Below are 17,150 nucleotides of genomic sequence, written 5' to 3' on the forward strand. Positions count from 1 at the left end.
TTCGAGTCCAATCGCGCCTACCAAACAAAATCCGCTCTGCTGGGCGGTCTAGAAGGGCTCACCGAAAGGTGGGCCCTTTTTTGTTGTCTTGGATTTCTTGCAGAACGTTCACAAAATATAGGCTTCGTTCACACCGAGCAATGTGAACACCTACAAGACCTGTTCTGACTGTGATTCTTCTACATTTTGGTCTTGGTGAGCGAGCGTGTGATGTGTTGGCGGCTAGACAGGCTTTGTCGGAGTCGTTAGCGTCCACGCTATCTTGATCATGGTGCATGGAATCGGCATGGACGTACTGAAACAACTGCAGTCCGATCTGGCTGCGTTTGCTAACGAGAGGGAATGGGATCAGTTCCATACCCCCAAGAATCTAGTGATGGCATTGTCCGGTGAGGTGGGGGAGCTTACAGAGCTCTTTCAGTGGCTCACTGCTGAACAGAGTGAGCGTGCTGTCCTTAGCGATGAGGCAGTAAAGGCCGTTGAAGAAGAGATGGCCGATGTTCTGCTTTACCTGCTCAGACTGGGAGATAGGCTACAGATCGACGTTGCAGCGGCGGCCCAAGCCAAAATCAAGCTAAATGCAGAGAAGTATCCCGTTGATAAGTCCAAGGGCAATGCTGTGAAGTACTCAAGGAGAGAGAAATGACTGTCGCAGTTGTGTACCAGCCTTGCTCTGATCCCGTTGCGAGGCAGAACCTTCAGAACACCATACTCAACCCCATCTTTCTTGACGATATCGTGCACCTTCTTGATCCTGCGCTTGGTGCGATACTGCGAGCAGAGAATCCCTCGGGCAAGCTGTATATCTGGGGGCTATCGCCCAGCAATACCGAAGCTGCTTGGCTGAGAATGGCTCCAAACGACGTGGTCATCTTCAACGTCAAAGGAGTGGTTACAGTTGCGTCGAGGTTTACTCATCGCACCCGTAATCGAGCCCTTGCTCTTCATCTGTGGGGTTTTAAAGACGTCAGTGAGGGGATCACTTGGGAGAACGTTTACTTCGTTTCGGATGTACGCCATGTGTCTATTCCATATCCTGACATCCTGCTCTGCACCGAAAGCCAGCCTCGTATGTCTTTCAATCGCTTCTCCGAAGCAGACAGTGCAGCGATTATTGATCGCTACGAGAAGCTACTATACGAGCTTGCTGATGAGCCTATAAGTCTCGAAGAGGCTCGCGTTGAAATTAGTCTCCAGATGGAGACGGATGGTTCTGCTACGAGACCGACTAGAAACGAGCACCGCTTCATCGTGAAACACCTCTTTAAAGGCTTGGCCACTGGTACATGCTGCATCTGCTTAAACGACTATCCCCGCAACATGCTGGTTGCTGCACACATCAAAAAACGGGCTTCCTGCGACAGAAAGGAAAAGCTGGATATCGAAAATATTGCAGCCCCTATGTGCCGTATGGGATGTGACCCGCTTTTTGAGTTCGGATACATTTCGGTAAAGAACGGGGCGGTTGTTAGGCATCCATCCCTCGAAGCCCCTGCGGCTATATCGAGTTACATTGATGGTGTGTTGGGTAATGTCGTACCTGCTTGGAGCCAGAAAACGAAGAAGTACTTTCAATGGCACAGAGATACGCATGGCTTCGAGCCAGCAGAAGCTTTGGAGCTACTTGAAACCTAGCTACATAACCGTAACTTACTCAAGGTTTCTGTGGTATTTCCCATCGTCCGCGCCGTTGGAGAGATGCCAGAGTGGTCGAATGAGACGGATTCGAAATCCGTTATACCTTCGCCGGTACCTAGGATTCGAATCCCTATCTCTCCGCCATATCCAGAAAACCCCTGTAATTCAATGAGTTACGGGGGTTTTTCTTTTTGGGTTGTACTACTCAGTTGTACTACTCGGATTCCTCCTCGCTACGCATTAAATCCCACGCTATGCCCTTGATTTCTGATAGGCGAAAGCTATGCGGCTCAAGCTCCTTGAGTTAGCTCGCCTGCATGTGCCTTGTGGCAAATATCTCGACTCGCCACACCAAACGCTCACTTTCCCTTTCTGTTATGCGGTTCCCGTTGGCTGTTAGAAATGCCTCAGGCATGCATAGGTTCTGTTGGTCGGATATTCCAGCCGTGATTCGTTGTGCAGGTAAAAAGGGTGGGCTTGGCTGGGCTGAAGCGAATCAGCGTGATGCATATGAGCCATATAAGGCCTGTAAGGCCTCCTGTGACCGTCACAATGATCCTGTTGTGAAATGCAGGGAAGCATGAGGATTTCGATTTAGAGTGTCTTCAGCACGCTCACAGCTTGCTATTCAAATCGCGTGCCAGTATTATAAAGACGCAGACGCAAACAACCCCCATTTAAGGAGGTTGGCTTTGGAATATGTCTGCGGGTATCACGCGAAGTTTGGCGACAGATCGTGAATACCCGCACCCCGAAGCATGCATTTGTAGCGCATGAATCTGAGAAGGCGCCTATTAAGCCAATTGCGGCATGTGCTGTCAAATGGTTCCTGATTGGTGGTCGTTTCTGGATGCGTGCGAATTCAATCCTTCGCCTATACAGGTAAGACCATCATGGCCATATATGCCAGCTCCAAATGTGTTCTCGTTCACCGCTATCGCCGCTTCCGTTTAGGGAAGTGGGAAGACGTATGCCAGCACCTTCGATCCTTACCTCACTGACCAGTAGCAAGATGGTCCGACCACTCAGACTGCTGCGTGGTTTGGCCCAAACGCTTTCTATGTCTTTTCAGAATGCTTCGGAGATTTGACGCATGGCTACCTTCCTTATCGGTTACGACTTGAACCGGCCGGTTCAAAACTACAACAACCTCATCGAGGCTATCAAAAAGATTGGTGCTTGGTGGCATTACCTCGATTCCACTTGGGTTGTGAAGTCTGAAAGCAACACCAGTGCAATCCGCGATTACCTTAGTCCTCATATCGATGCAAACGACGAGCTTCTCGTGGTCAGATTGAGTGGTGAGGGAGCTTGGAGCGGCTTTGATCCTGCTGGTTCTAGCTGGCTGAAGAGTAACCTCTAAGGGCAGTCTTATCTGCGGTCGACGTTCAGGACGCCCGTGTGAAAGCGGGCGCTCCGTCAGCTGCTGGCCGTTAAGTGATTTATGCCGCCTACCGGGAGCGCGAAGTGAGCCGAATGACTTATGTCGGTGGGCGGCACGGTGAGGGCGACAAAGGGTAAGCTCCACTGGCACCCGTCTCAAGGACGACCTTCCGTTCGCACTGAGAGGTTCCCGATTGTATGTAAGTGGATGGGTGGGGCCGTGCGAGCTTACTTTGTGGTCGGGTTTAGTGGTGACCCAGAGTGATGCGATTCCGGAGTGAATTTCCAAATCTCGTAAATTTTTGGATAGCACTTCGATAACGTTTCAGTGATTCGCGGCTGAATATAAGGCAGAGCGTTCCTGTGCTAATTACCCAGCCGCCCAAATTTTGGGGGGGCTTTGCAGGAAGAGGCGGGGCATTCTGAAAGCGGTCGGCGTGGCCTAGGTGCTTAACACTACACGAGGAGGCCAAAACGGCAACTCGACAAATATGAAAATAAGTTGGGAGGCTTTGAGGCTCTGTTGGCTTCGTAACGGGGGGGATGAATTTGGATATGAGACAGGCTACAGCTGCGGCGGTGAAATTGTCTGTCGAGGTGTGGCTGGCGGGGTTACCTATTATCTCTAAGTCCTTGGTTCTACAAGGATCTATCAGTCAATAATCTCGAAGTGTGACATCGTTTAGGTACACCGAAGTGGTGCACCATGCTGGGCATTCGATCTAGCTACCCTCCTTGTCCCAAGTGCTTTTGGAGCCTCGATCTCGGTATTGGGTTCGTCTCGGATTGCCTGCTGCTTCCCCATTCTTCATTTTCTCCAGTGCAGAGGAGTGCGGGCTGCGGCAAGCGGCGCTTGAAAGTACCCACGCATCATGGCATTTTGCCCAATACGCCAATGCACAGGGATTGTCATGCCAACCTCTTTATCTAAATACCTCGAAATTCCTAACAGCACGATGGAATCACTCGGAGTATTTGATCCTATTCTCGATCACGATACGCGTCTTTTTATTGACCCCCTTTTATTGAAGCACTGCAAGACACCAGAATTTGCCTCCAGCTATGCCGATTTGCAGACAAGATTTTTAGCAATTGGAAAGCTACTTCAAACTAGTAAGCATAAGCATGATCCATTCTGGAATTCTGCCGCCACCAGAATGAGTTGGCATGAGGTTCGCGGTCTTTGCATCGGTTACTCTACGGGTGGTACTGCCGGGAGTGGGATAGGGAAAGGGCTGCGAGATAGAATCCTCGATACTGCAAAGTTGATCATTGATGCGGGAAAAAGTGATCCAGAGCTTTTTGAGTTGGTGGGCTTGTTTGAAGATAACTTTGGTCCGGATCGTATTAGTGATATGACGGCAAACGTTATTCAAGAAGATATAGTCAATTACTCGCGAAATATTTATAAGAAGATACTGCCAAAAGACTGGGATGGCCCTCTTGATAAGCGGATTGGGCTTCCGAAAAATCCGTTTACAAAAGAGCCTATTTTGCTTGTGCCGAAGGAGCTGCTAAGGGACTTGCCTTCAGCATTCGAATGGAGTGGATCGGATGAAATTGGTATCAGCAGTGCAGAGATTAGAGAGTCCTTAAACTCTCTAGTGGGGAATAGTTGGCGCTCACTCGCCAATATGAAAAAGGAAGAGCTAAAAAAATTGGTGCTGAAGTATCCGGACTTGATTGATGATCTCGTAGATCAGTACTCTTCCAAAGATGTTAAACCATATGATTTTGATGAGGATAAGAAGGGGGAGTACACTTGGTATAGACGCAGCGTAGAGGCTGTATCTGAGAATCCCATTGCTCTTTCACTTAGTGCTCACCCTACACTTGACGAGGTTTTTGATCTTGTAATGGTGATATGTGAGAAATTTAAGCAGCTGGTTGAGAATAATGGATTAAACACCCTGTTCTACGACAGTAAAGCAAAGGTTAAAAACGAAACCGCGATTCAGTTAGCTTTTTACGGTATTGCGGAAGCTTACTGTGAGGCTAATAAAATTATGATAGCCAGAGAGTCAAATTCAGGGCGAGGTCCGGTTGATTTTAAATTTGGATCAAATAACGAAAACAGTATTCTTGTAGAAATAAAAAAATCAGACAATTCTCATATAAGAAATGGTATTGTGCGTCAACTTCCGGAGTACATGAAGTCGGAGAAGTCTCGCAAGGCAATTTACTTGATACTTGATCTTGGGATGAGTCAAAAGCAGATTGACAATATGAATGAGGTTCATTTGGCTGTTACTGGATCAAATATATCACTCGTGTATATAGATGGTCAGTTGAAGCCGAGTGCAAGCAAGTTGTAGAGGTGGATTCTCAGTTAGGAACTTTTTACGAGAGCATCAAGCGAAACGCCCTGCCGCGTCGGCTCAATGATATGTCGGTGCACAGTCTTTTACGGCGTTGTAAGCTGCCGGTATTGAAATTTTGGGGGTGAGCTAGTTGGATAGGGCGTACTGCATCAGTCTCAAGAGAGAGGTTAGTGCCAAAGAGGCAGTCGAACTCTACCGCCAGCAAGTAATAACGCGAAAGGACGATTTCGCGTGTTTGGACTCTGCTTGTAGAGCGAGGTATGTTTGTGCGAATTTAGGACGATCAACTTACAAGGTTGACCATTATTTCAAGACGGCTCGTGGGTCTGAGCGGCATTTTCCGGGATGCTCATTCGAGCCAAAGTATGTAGCTCCCACTTTTACCCTGTCAGGAAAGGCTAGGCGAGAAAGAGCTTCTATAACTGATGCTACAGAGATTGTGTTTGAAACCAAGCGTCGCAAGGGATATTTCGGTGTTCCTGCCCGTGTGCACAACTTTCCTACTGATAATATCGTAAATCTTCGTTACGTTGCTCGGGGACGATCAGAAGGAAGTTCGGGGGTCGCTAATCCGAAGTGCTACTCGATTGAAACTCTTTTAAATGGAGGGTGGTCCCTTGGTCGAGGGCTGGTCATTGACGGCAATTCTGGCACAATTAGATCTTCCTTCGTCCCGATAGATAACCAATCCCCTAATATCTATAGAAGGTTTGTATATTGTGGATTGGCAACAAATGTCGATGCCTGTGAGAAGTATACCTACTTTAAATTTGGAAGAGGTTTCTCATTGCCGCATAAGGGATCTCATGTTGTTGTCAGGCTCTTGGAGTCCGCCGTCTCAGATTCTATTAAGCAAGCGCCATCGTATTATAAGATGCTGTTAGAGAAAATTTTGAAGGTGGCTAAAGGAGTGAGTAGGCGTCCGTCAGAACAATTTTTTCTATATGTTTTAGGTGTGCCAAAGTACGATCAGTTTCAAGGCGTTTGGAACATAGATGTCGAAAGTCTTGATCATATATATATGGAGATGCGGTGTCGTCGCTCTGATCTTATAGCAAATATATATCGTGATCCGGATCTTAATGGGCACTACTTTGTATGATATTTGTCGTTGGTTAGAGTGTGGCTGTTGGGGTTTTGGTCGGTGTGTGGCTGGGATAAGTAAAATGATGTGGCTTAATGACTTAGGCAGCAATCTTCGGTAAAAATTGTAGTGGCAAGTAGGGAGTGATTGAAAGTGGAACTTCAACAGAATGAAGAACGTATCAATCAAGAGTGGGTTACCCTTAACGCAATAAGGGGGATGATTAAAATCGCCACAAAAGGCGACATGGCAAAAGGAACATACGACAACTCTCTTGATTTTGGTGGTGAGCTTTATCCGGAGTTGCTGGGGCCTGAGAACAGTCTGCTCAGGAGACAGCGCGAGAGTGAAACCGCACGTGAGTACAGGCAACGAGCCGAACTAGAGTCAATAGAATCAGATACAAAAATCACGCCGATAATGTTGTTGGAGGCTGAAATAGAAAAGTTGTCTCGATTGCTAGAGGTGGCAAAAAGAGATAGCCATAAAAAAGAGCAAACAGATCAAATTAAAAAGCGTCTCAATTTACTTAAAAAGGCCAAGGAAGAAATTTCTCCTGCGTCTCATTCGGAAAATAAATTAATATTTCGGGATGCATATAATGTTGAAAGGAATATGCCTGTGCTCGGGAACGGGCTTGGCAAAAAAGACTTTATGCTTCCCGATGGAAACTATCTGCGCCTGCGAGTACTACACCCTGATCGACCTGAGCATATTACAGGGGCGGATATAATATATGAAAGACACGACCCTAAAACGGATCTGACTAGCGTGGTAATGGTTCAATATAAGATATGGGATAAGAAAGCGCTGTATCTTTCTGACGACAGAATGAAGGCCCAGATTAATAAGATGGAAGCTTTTGGGTGTAAGCGCGGATTGTGCAAGGAAAATAGTTTTCCAGCCCACTACCGCTTCCCTCATTGTTCGAGCTTTCTGCGTCCAACAGACAAATTACAATCTTCTGATCAAAAATTCATTTCCAGTGGAGAGCATTTACCAATATGCATGATTGAAGAATGCAAAAGCAAGGGTGCTCGGGATGGTGAGAAGTTAGAGTACGATAATATCCGCACAGCTTCTTTGCCCGGGGATTTATTCGAGGAAATGTTCAACCGAGGTAAAATTGGATCAAGATTGCTTACTCAGGAGGAACTGGTTGAGATGTATACCGATGCATCCATTATAGATGCTAGTGAGACAGTTGTTATATATGCACAGGAGTTTAAGTAGTAGTTGATTAAGTGGTAGAAGACTATTGCCATCCTCAAGTTCTTATTAACGGGGTTGAGTGGTGGGAATATAGGTGAATGGCCGGCCCTAAAGTTGAACAGGTATCTGTCAATTTGTTGAATGTCGATGTGGGGGAGTGTTGTGGCGGTTTGGATAATTGCAGCCGGTGGGTTGGTAGATAAGTCTGCCATTGATAATTATAGCAGAACCTTAAGTTCGCCGATTTCAGCTGTCCGGCGAGCACTGATACCTGCTGGGGTTCGTCTTCCGCTTGGTGATCTTTATGCTTGGGGCTTTCCTGATACTCCGAAGGGGGGGGATCGTAAGAAAATTGCGGATATTGCAATAGGGGATATCTGCTTCTTTTGTACTACCAATACGGATGGCAAGCGAAAAAACTGGAAGAATGCTTACCATTGGGTAGCAAGGGTTAGCGGAAAAGTTGATTCCGAGTATTTTTCACATGTATCTAGAGCGTTTTGGGATTCCGAAAGTTTTTTGCCTTACTTTCTCGAAAAACCAATGCCAATTGATCTGAGTTTCGATGGGTTTTCTAGGTTGATAGACCCGTCTGGAAGTTTTTATAATGGTAGTCCTCAGAGTTCAACTAAACTTTCTGATCCTCTGAAGCTTGCTAATATAGTAAGTAAGTATGGTTCAGTTGACAGGTGGGCTGAGAATTTTATCCAAAGTCTTTTACCTGTGTCGAGAACTTCTGAGTTAGGGAGTGCCCAAAGCGCTTTGGGCTTGATAGAGTCCGAGTTGTTAGAGGCCCGTGCGGCAAAATTTTGTAATGTTGAGGCCCGTCCAGAGCAAGCATCGTTTAGACGAAAGTTGTTTATTGCTTATAACGGACGTTGCGTGATCAGCGGGTGCTCTATAGTTCAGGCATTAGATGCGGCCCACCGGCATGGTTGTGAGTGGCGTAATGGGCATAACTCTATCCATGATGGTTTATTGCTACGTAAGGACTTGCATGCGCTCTACGATGCAGGGCTTCTCCGAGTCTCGGATGATGGATGTGTGCAATTGGTAGAAAGCGCTCTAGAGCATTACCCCGATCTTGATGGAGTGCAGATTGCCTGTATTGGAGTGGTAGTGTAGCCAACTCGTGCTCTGTTTGGTGTTTAGTTTACTATTGGCTGATGACGTTTTGGGAGTTACCCCAAGTATAGATGGCGAAGTGGACGAATCATCTCGGTGAAATCGCCATGCCCGCAAAGAGCATAATGTTTAAGATAAAACGGCGGATGGCCTGTGATTCGACTATTTTCCACCAAAATCCCGGCCCCGTCGAAATTTCCGGTGCGCTTCGATAGTTGTTAGGTTGGCAGGATGGAAAAAATAATCTGGCGGTTTTGTCAGAGGCGTTTAGCCTGAAGCGAGGGGGGCAAATGACAGGCGCCGTAATCTTAAAATAACGTTTTGCTAGATCCCTCTGCTGAGCAACTTAACAGATGCAGGGTGGCCCCTTACACCGCCTTCGATTCTCTCTTGATCCGATACACTGTGGCGACACCGCAATCAGCCAACTTGGCGATCATGTCAGCTGACATAGTTGGATGCTTTCGCATCAGCGACCGAACCTCTTCCCACTTAGCAGCGTTCCTTCCCTTTCCAGATGGCTTCCAATCAGGGTCAGCAGCCTTCTTATTCTCCAAGCCCTGTTTGATGCGTTCCACGCGCTTCTCTTGATCCAGCCTTGCCATAGTCGCCATCAAATCAATCAGCATGTTGTTGATAACATCCATGACTTGCCCTGTGATTCCTTTGGCTTCAACCAGCATATGACTGGTAGGTAAATCAGCAACAACCAGACGCAACCCTTTAGCCTTGATGGTGGCCTTGAGAGTGTCCCAGTCAGCCAGCGAGAGACGACTGAGGCGGTCTACCGACTCGACCAATAGCACGTCTCCACTTTCAGCAGTGTCGAGCAAGGCGAGCAGCTCAGGGCGGTTGAGCTTAGTGCCACTGATGTTTTCGGCATACACGCCAACGATGCTCAAACCCTTCTCGGTAGCGAACGATTTCAGAGCAACTTTTGCACGGTTAGCGTCTTGGTCTTTGGTCGATGCACGGAGGTACAAGTGGGCGTTCATGGCCGGCTATCCTTTGTCTTTCCATTTGATAGGCAAACGATAACATAATCATATGACTTTGAAAAATAGTTTATTGATAGTGATTTGCTGGCGTCTGTCGCACTACCGGATAGGTCTACTTCTTTGATAGCGCCGAAGGGTACTGAATACGGCAACGCAACTTTGCCCGGTAGGAGTGATAAGCCTAAGGTGTTATTTCACATCTCATTTTCTGTCGCATGGGAATGCATCGACCATTGCCAGAATGACGAGAGTTGATTCCGCCATGTGAAGACTCTCTGGATGATCTTTCAGATACTTGACTACGATGCGCACAGACTGATCGTTTGTTACGCCCTGCTCCGGTGGACAATACAGCGCGGGCAACTGCTTCTTTTCCAGACTGGAATACGTAGCGCGGGCAAGGTCTAGCCCATCGACCGTACCCCTTAATCTACCCAAACACTGTGCGGCATCACTCGTGCTTTTCGCCTTCCCATCGTCAAAAATGATTAAGGTCTGTTGGCACTGCTGAAGAAGCTTTGACCCGTCGGCCACTGCCGGGCTACCCCAGCAGCAGGCGAACAACATGGGAACAACCGAGAACCTTGCTTTCAATGAGACATTCCTTTGTGAGATCGATAGTGTAGAAGGCTGAAGAGGTAAAGGTGGTCACGCCGAAAGCACAAGCTTTTACGTTGACTCAGCAATGCTGTGACCGCTGATAACCCTTGAATGCAGGCATTGAATACACTGTACGCGCTACAAGCTTGTAAACCGAATGCTGGCAACCCCACTGAAAGCAGAGGAAGGCTGGCGCCTTCTAGCCAAAGGAGTTTCACGAATGGACGACCTGTTATCACCCGAAGCCGGTAAAGACATTATTCACATTGAGCGTAACGGCTCCCGCACCGGCCCATACAGATGCATGTTCAGCCGTCCAAAACTTACTTTATTCTACAGTGAATTGGATATTTGCGAAGGCGATAAGCTCCTACGCTCAGTACCCGGAAGAGAAGAAGTCTACACAGTCGAGGTGGTTGACTATCACCAAAGCTTCGATGAGATGCCCGCCTGCTACGTTGTTGAGATCAGCAAGGACACAGCCATACCGAAGCCAAGCCAGAGCACGACAACCAATCACATCAATATCCACGGCTCTACGGGTATCCAGATTGGCGACCACAACGTACAAAACCTGCAAGTTGCCTTGAAAGAGATCCTCGCATCAATCGACAAGGCAGATGCACCAAGGGAAGAACGAGAGGAGGCAAAAAGCAGACTGAATGCTTTCCTTGCCCACCCGCTGGTGTCTTCTGCTGTTGGCGCTGGGCTTCCCATCGCACTGGGCCTCTTGAGCTAATGGCTACCAGGTTAAGTTGAGCCGCAAGAGGGACTGCTCGTTTCTGACGAAAGCGGGCGATTCCAGTCTAAATTCACAGCGGGAAACGTCCTCACCGAATCGAGCTTGCCCTAGACCCATTGAAAGCGGGCCTCACATCAGGGTAGCCACCATCAAAGCCCTTGTAGCAGCTCTGACAAGGTCATTCCCAGTCCATCAGCAAGCACCTTTGCCGCGTCTAGGCTGGGGTTGGCGGTGCCAGTCTCAATTCGGGACATGTAAGTTCGAACGAACCCGCACCGATCAGCGAAAGCTTCCTGACTGAAGCCCTGACTGGTGCGTAATTCTCGGATTCGTTGGCCGAAGCCCTTTCTCAGATTCTGATTTGGCTGCATGCCCGAATGATGGTCGGACGTGCTCCAATCGTGAACACACCAATTGATGACACACCAAATGATACATTGGTATTCTTGTCGCTCACCCAGCGAGCACCTGACAGGGATGACCAATGAACGAGAAACTGTTTCTACTGACCACCCAGAAGAAGAAAACCAATCACATCCTGCACATCATCATGACCGTTCTAACCGGAGGTCTATGGTTGATCGTGTGGGGCATCACCATGCGGAGCAATGACGCACACAACAAGAAGCTGGACAAACAAATCAATCAGATCGTGCACTACAAGACGCAAGGCTTGAGTGATACCGACACTTACAAACAAATACAGAATGATCAATTGAACTCTGATGTGTTTCAAGGTCGAGTGATCTTTGTGATTCTGGTGGTGGTATTTCTGTACTTTTACCTTCGATAGTTGTTGCACAAGTACAGCTAAGCTTTGAGCAGATACCTTCCCAGCTCTGCTGAGTGTGTTCGCACCAAAGTCTTTGCACTGAAAACGTCAGTTTTCAAGTGTGCTCAGCTCCGGCGTGACCGCCGACATTCCTCCGAATGTACTTCAGTAACAAACAAAATCACACAAATCCAGCTCTTCGCTTGTGATTTTGATCTTGCTCTTGTCTGTTGGTGCAGAAGTGAATGCGGACGTATTCGGTAGTACTCCATCAGCAACGCTGAAGTCATAAACCCACCTTCAGTGGACCAGATCAAGAGCGTGGATGTGTGTTGATACATTATGATTATCTGGTGCACTGATTCCGAATCGGGACGATACGACTTTTGTTTATCAAGCCGGTTATCCCACTCAGACGTTACCGTCTGGGAAATATCGTGGGGGGCATCCACCCGCCCACCCACTGTATATATATGGTGGGCGTGAGTGGGTGATTCTTTCTGTCAGTATCCTGCTGCTGAAATGGCGAGCTCAACTTCTGGATAATGATCAGGGTGCAACCAACCTTGTCCTTCGCAGTAATCCAAGAACGCATCATTCCCTTTTGGCTCAGGGTGATGGAGCTTGACCACTGAAACGCTCACAGCGGGGGCATCTGGAGTGCCTGCGAGCTGGTTGACCTGATCCAAGGTGCGCTCCTGTAGCCGTGCAACAGGCTCCTTAGAAAGCCCTTTGACTGCCAGCTTGAGGATATACTGACGCGCTGCAAACTTTTGCTTTCTCCTGGCAAGTGCAAGATCAACTCCTTCTTCGACATGCTGTATTCCAGATACCTTCATGAACTCATCTACAGCCTCTTGAATGGCATCTTGCAGATTCGAAGCGCATTGCGTGATTACCGTACTCGACTTGACTGGTTCGTCTGTATCGATCCAATCCATAATGAAAATGGCCGAAAGTCCTTCTGCTGCCGCACGTTCACGAATCCGTTCTCTCACTCGTTTGAGTTGGTCGGCGGTGCATCGCCCTTTGTACTTACCTTTTTCAGCATCCCATTCAACACCGTAGCATTCGTTCATCACGGATCGAAACTGGTAATCCTTGATTCCAGTGCGACGAATCGCTATCGGATAACACCGGCCAACTGCACGCTCGAAGGGGGATGCTGGGAGCTTCTCAACTACAGGCACGCCCTTAATGGCTTGACGGACGTAATACTCGGTTTCACCTGTTGCTTCAATAATCTTTCGCCGAGACACACCAGCTATATGGAGCGCGAGAACTTTCTCTTTACGAGGATCAGGAACGACTGGCGCCGTGGAGGAGGCATCATCATTTGCGGCGTGGGCGGTGGAAACCAAATTTAAAACGAAGGGGTGCGACATGGATTTTTCTCCTGTGGTTAGTTCATTGCGATAGGCAAATCCTTCGGCGTAGTCGCCGGGTTGGGTTTGGTTGTTAATGACGGCCACAAAAAAGCCTCAATCTGAAACACTGTTGTAAAAGTGTTCGAGTGAGGCTCTTCGAGGTGTCGGTCTGTCATTCGAGACAGGTGAAGGATATTACACAACCCGCCATCCCCTGTCAATCCAAAAAGTTGACACGGCGTGAACTTGTTGATCTAGGAGATTGGGCTTGCACTATCAGACTCAATCGATTTCTCGCCCATCGGTGTGCAAATCTTTGATGAAACCGATTTCCGAAGCGCAATACGCCCTTTGCTTGGTTCGGGGGCTCGTTAAGCCCAGTAAACACTGGATCAAACTGACATGGGGATTGAAGCGTGGCGAAAGTAGGGAGCCTTTTAGCCGAGTTTTGTAAGGTTTTAACGGGGTTTTCAAGGCAGCCAATCCCGAGTGCATCATGGCTGCCCGTTTGCTCGATCAGTCGATCAGGTGCAACACGTCCCTGACATTCAGGTGTGAGTATCTGGCTACAGATCGAGTATCTCTGTGACCCGAGACGATCATGATCTGTGCGTTGTTGAACCCCTGCTTCGCTACGTTGGTGATTCGGGTGTGCCTGAGTTGGTGTAGTCTGACGCTGCTATCGAGTCCAGCCTTCACACGCGCTAGTCGCACAGCCTGCGACACGGCATGTGGGGTTACGGTGAAAATCATGCCATGTGGGTGGCGTTCCAAGGTGGCCATCAGTTGGGCAAGCTCAAGAATCTCAACGGCACGGCGGGTGAGGGGAACTGATCGTGTACCATTCTTCCCGTCGACCACGTCGGCAATTCGTTCCTTGAGGTGCAGGCAGTCTTTCGTTAATTTCAGGATTTCAGACCTCCTCATGGCAGTCTCGTATGCCAGTTCGACAATCAGCTTCATAGCTGGTGAGAGTTTTGCGAGAAGTCGCTCAAGCTCGCTCGCACGAATGACTTTGTCAGATGACCTGTCTGGCTTTGGAAGTGCGATATCGCTCACTGGGTTGTGGATGTCGATCAGGAGCCCGCGTTTGGCAAACCTGTAGAAGCGGGACATAAATGAGAGCTGCGTCCTGCATGTTGACGGCTTCACCTTCTTCAATCGCATGATTTTGAAGTCGTTGATCATCTGCGGAGTGATTTCGTGAATTGGCTGCGTGAAATGCCTGCCCAGATGCTCCACAATTTTCAGTGCATGCTGGTAGCTGCCTTTCCCTTTGAGCATGGTTTCGCAATAAATCATGCCCAGCGTATATATAGTGTGATGCTTGCGCTCCATCGTCACGGCTTCGAGCTGGTTCGCCCATGACGTTGCTTCAGCTTTGGTGCTGAAGGTTTTTGATTGAGGAGGTTTGCCCTTTATCCGTACCTGAGCATTCCAGTTGCCAGACGGAAGTGAGCGGAAAGTGGCCATTTTGACGCCTCATGATGTGAATGGGCGTTCTGTGAAACCCTTGAGCACCAAGGCTTGCAGCTTGCTCAAGCAGACATTGACATGGTGGGGGTCGTTGGTTCGAGTCCAATCGCGCCTACCAAACAAAATCCGCTCTGCTGGGCGGTCTAGAAGGGCTCACCGAAAGGTGGGCCCTTTTTTGTTGTCTTGGATTTCTTCAGGGCGTTCAGAAAATATCGGGTTCGTTCGCGCAGGGCAATGTGAACGCCGAAACCCTAGTTCATCTCTCCGCTGGTTGGCATTTAAGCGGTGACGTATGTCTCAGGACTTGGGGAGGGAACTCCGGCGACATGCTACCTTCGGAGAAGGGCCCGCAAAGTATGCAACACTAGTGGGTAGGGGATGATCTTTGCGCTCTGCTGGGGCGGAAATTTTGAAAGGGATATCAATGAGAATCCTATCGGCAATCTTACTAGCTTCAATCTGGTCGACCGGTTACGCCGCTGATGATTGCACCGGTATCGACGAAGATAGCAAACGTCTTGCATGCTACGACATGAAGTACCGCCCGGTCTCCACTGTAGAGCAGGCTTCTAGCTGGGAAGTTAGCGAGACATTCTCAAAAATTGATGACAGTAAAACTATCGTATTGCACTCAACCTCCAAAGAGGTCGTGGCGAACCAGTACGGTGGAGGCGATACAGCTGACTTTTATATTCGCTGTGCCGAAGGTGCAACGTCGTTGTATTTCGTCTTGGCCGGGAATTTTCTGGCTGATTCGGAGGAGTACGGACAAGTGACCTACCGGGTCGATAATCAAAAAGCCCGAACGTATAGCTTTTCATCCTCTACGGACAACAAGGCTCTTGGTCAATGGGGCGGTCAATATGCTATTCCCGTCGTCAAGCAGCTATTTGACGCTCAGCAGTTGGTTGTCCGTATCACGCCCTATAACGAATCACCGGTAACGGTGACCTTTCCTGTTTCTGGCCTGCGGCAAGCTATTGCGCCCTTGCAGCTGGCATGTAAGTGGAAGTGATGTCCGAGATCTCTGGGTCAGAAAGGTGGCGGAAGTATTTTTCATAGGGCCACCCTTGAATAAGTACGTCACCTTTTCGCCTTGTAGGCCAAGAGTGTTGGTAGCATTCGCTGATCATTAATCACGAGATTCGATATGAAAGCAGGGATAGCGCAAGCGTTAGTGTCAGTAGGGGCTGTCGGCCCTTTCGGGGCGGGAAGAGCCATGCGGAGTTTGGCAGGAATAGTCGCTTTGGCGTTGCTGGCGGGGTGTTCAACATCGCAAATCTCTGTGCGCGATGCCAAGCCAGTACCTGGCGACGAGCTGTATGCATTTCAGAGTAAGACGGCGAATACATCCTCTCGTATTACCGTGGTCAGGGATGGTGGCGTACTGGGTTCTGGTTGTGATGTGGTTTTTTATATCGAGGGGCGGCGAGCTGCCAAGATCGGACCTGGAGAACGTGCCAGTTTTTACTCCGAGCCTGGCGCTGCGAACTTAGGTATCGGGCTTGCCGATTCAGGGCTTTGCATGGGTGTAGCAATCAAAACAATTAGTGCAAACCTCAAACCGAACGGAGAGAGTCGGTTTCGAATTAGTAACGACATGAATGGTTTGTTCCTGGCGCCATACGTGGACTACAGCGGCCATTAAAATCGTGATAGCGCGCAATCTTCGGGGGCGCGAGGCTTAATTGCATTGGAGTCAGCGTGGCGTTTCCGAATGGTTTGCTGACGATGAATGGCAAGCGTGCGCTGACCGATATCTCTACTCCTTTCGCGAATACCAACCAAAAATTGTTGCATGTTCCCTAGGCTTTCTGGAGCGTGTTTAATCGTTGTGCATCGCCTGTATAACGACACTCAGTATTACGTCCTAAAGGCTATAAAACCTTAAGCCTTTACCAACGCGTACGCCAGAATCCACCGGCTTGTTCGCCTTGCGGCTCATCGGTAACTACTACGCCTTGATAACCCCCAAAGGCTTCAAAAAGTAAACCACCCGTTCAGTCTCTGCGAAGCCCAAGGCCTTATGCATGGCGTGGCTTCCCTGGTTATCCAGCAGTGCATCCGAAGCCAGTTCGGTGCAGCCCATTTCTTCGGCCCACTGTTGAATGCACGCCACGAGTTGCCGCGCTATGCCTTCGCCCCGACTGGCAGGCTGGACGTACAGACCTTCGAGGAAGGCCACAGGCGAGGAGTTGCTACCGTTAACGTAATCCGTTCGGATAGACGCTTCGGCAAACCCTAGCGCATTGCTTTCTTCATTAATGAAGATCAATACCAGATAGCGTTCTGGCGTGCTCAGTAGGGTTTGTTTGTCATGGTCATTGTTCGGGGCGGAGTCAGGCCACAGTGCGACACGCAGGGGCAGCCAACCGTTATGGTCGAGCAAAGTGCAGCGTTTGATCATTGAGGGAACACTCGAAGGGGGGGGA

General features: G+C 48.8%; 16 protein-coding genes and 2 tRNA genes (1 of these 18 cut by a window edge). 12 read left to right on the forward strand and 6 right to left on the reverse strand.

What is annotated here, in order from left to right; all coding sequences use genetic code 11:
- From ACIOYV_RS27025 to ACIOYV_RS27060, 8 genes are all read left to right on the forward strand, one after another.
- Positions 1-23 (forward strand) — tRNA-Val (locus ACIOYV_RS27025); it begins 154 nt to the left of the window's first position.
- Positions 24-286: 263 nt separating this feature from the next.
- The gene (locus tag ACIOYV_RS27030; protein ID WP_262949206.1) at positions 287-646 is read left to right on the forward strand and encodes a nucleotide pyrophosphohydrolase; all 360 of its coding nucleotides are present in this window, start codon (positions 287-289) and stop codon (positions 644-646) included.
- Entirely contained in the window at positions 643-1,635 is a 993-nt protein-coding gene (locus tag ACIOYV_RS27035) for a hypothetical protein (protein WP_401328602.1), read from the forward strand. The genes ACIOYV_RS27030 and ACIOYV_RS27035 overlap by 4 nt, the downstream gene beginning before the upstream one ends.
- A 57-nt stretch (positions 1,636-1,692) precedes the next feature.
- Positions 1,693-1,782: transfer RNA gene (locus tag ACIOYV_RS27040), tRNA-Ser, on the forward strand.
- Positions 1,783-2,731: 949 nt separating this feature from the next.
- Positions 2,732-3,001, forward strand: coding sequence for a hypothetical protein (locus ACIOYV_RS27045; RefSeq protein WP_401328604.1), 270 nt, complete (start codon positions 2,732-2,734; stop codon positions 2,999-3,001).
- A 931-nt stretch (positions 3,002-3,932) separates the two neighbouring features.
- Complete coding sequence (locus ACIOYV_RS27050; RefSeq protein ID WP_401328606.1) at positions 3,933-5,336, forward strand: hypothetical protein; 1,404 nt, start codon at positions 3,933-3,935, stop codon at positions 5,334-5,336.
- A 1,243-nt stretch (positions 5,337-6,579) separates the two neighbouring features.
- Entirely contained in the window at positions 6,580-7,659 is a 1,080-nt protein-coding gene (locus ACIOYV_RS27055; protein ID WP_401328608.1) for a hypothetical protein, read from the forward strand.
- A gap of 141 nt (positions 7,660-7,800) precedes the next feature.
- A complete protein-coding gene (locus tag ACIOYV_RS27060; protein WP_401328610.1) occupies positions 7,801-8,763 on the forward strand; it encodes an HNH endonuclease in 963 nt (320 codons plus the stop codon).
- A gap of 368 nt (positions 8,764-9,131) precedes the next feature.
- Here the strand turns inward: ACIOYV_RS27060 and ACIOYV_RS27065 are convergent, their stop codons facing one another.
- Positions 9,132-9,758, reverse strand: a complete 627-nt coding sequence (locus ACIOYV_RS27065; RefSeq protein WP_401328612.1) for a recombinase family protein — start codon at positions 9,756-9,758, stop codon at positions 9,132-9,134.
- A gap of 204 nt (positions 9,759-9,962) precedes the next feature.
- Positions 9,963-10,355, reverse strand: coding sequence for a Rap1a/Tai family immunity protein (locus tag ACIOYV_RS27070; protein ID WP_147282654.1), 393 nt, complete (start codon positions 10,353-10,355; stop codon positions 9,963-9,965).
- Between the two features lie 226 nt (positions 10,356-10,581).
- Between ACIOYV_RS27070 and ACIOYV_RS27075 the strand changes: the two genes are divergently transcribed.
- On the forward strand, positions 10,582-11,100 hold the full coding sequence (locus ACIOYV_RS27075) for an RIP homotypic interaction motif-containing protein (protein ID WP_181818559.1): 519 nt from the start codon (positions 10,582-10,584) through the stop codon (positions 11,098-11,100).
- A 152-nt stretch (positions 11,101-11,252) separates the two neighbouring features.
- Here ACIOYV_RS27075 and ACIOYV_RS27080 read toward each other — a convergent pair whose 3' ends face one another.
- Entirely contained in the window at positions 11,253-11,474 is a 222-nt protein-coding gene (locus tag ACIOYV_RS27080) for a helix-turn-helix domain-containing protein (RefSeq protein WP_082149858.1), read from the reverse strand.
- Positions 11,475-11,587: 113 nt separating this feature from the next.
- Between ACIOYV_RS27080 and ACIOYV_RS27085 the strand changes: the two genes are divergently transcribed.
- Positions 11,588-11,896, forward strand: a complete 309-nt coding sequence (locus ACIOYV_RS27085; protein WP_401328615.1) for a hypothetical protein — start codon at positions 11,588-11,590, stop codon at positions 11,894-11,896.
- A gap of 482 nt (positions 11,897-12,378) precedes the next feature.
- On the opposite strand, the gene ACIOYV_RS27090 is transcribed toward ACIOYV_RS27085, so the two are convergent.
- Positions 12,379-13,347, reverse strand: coding sequence for a hypothetical protein (locus ACIOYV_RS27090; RefSeq protein WP_401328618.1), 969 nt, complete (start codon positions 13,345-13,347; stop codon positions 12,379-12,381).
- Between the two features lie 411 nt (positions 13,348-13,758).
- Positions 13,759-14,715, reverse strand: a complete 957-nt coding sequence (locus tag ACIOYV_RS27095) for a tyrosine-type recombinase/integrase (RefSeq protein WP_401328621.1) — start codon at positions 14,713-14,715, stop codon at positions 13,759-13,761.
- Between the two features lie 427 nt (positions 14,716-15,142).
- On the opposite strand from ACIOYV_RS27095, the gene ACIOYV_RS27100 reads away from it, so the two are divergent.
- Positions 15,143-15,733 (forward strand): type VI secretion system-associated protein TagO, encoded by a 591-nt coding sequence (locus ACIOYV_RS27100; protein WP_401328624.1) that lies wholly within the window; start codon positions 15,143-15,145, stop codon positions 15,731-15,733.
- A gap of 231 nt (positions 15,734-15,964) precedes the next feature.
- Positions 15,965-16,366: a hypothetical protein gene (locus ACIOYV_RS27105; protein ID WP_401328627.1), complete on the forward strand. Its 402-nt coding sequence runs from the start codon at positions 15,965-15,967 to the stop codon at positions 16,364-16,366.
- Between the two features lie 306 nt (positions 16,367-16,672).
- Here ACIOYV_RS27105 and aac(6') read toward each other — a convergent pair whose 3' ends face one another.
- Complete coding sequence (gene aac(6') / locus ACIOYV_RS27110; protein WP_401328631.1) at positions 16,673-17,125, reverse strand: aminoglycoside 6'-N-acetyltransferase; 453 nt, start codon at positions 17,123-17,125, stop codon at positions 16,673-16,675.
- Positions 17,126-17,150: the final 25 nt, after the last annotated feature.

The sequence above is a fragment of the Pseudomonas sp. NPDC087342 genome, assembly GCF_044744265.1.
Classification (GTDB): domain Bacteria; phylum Pseudomonadota; class Gammaproteobacteria; order Pseudomonadales; family Pseudomonadaceae; genus Aquipseudomonas; species Aquipseudomonas nunensis.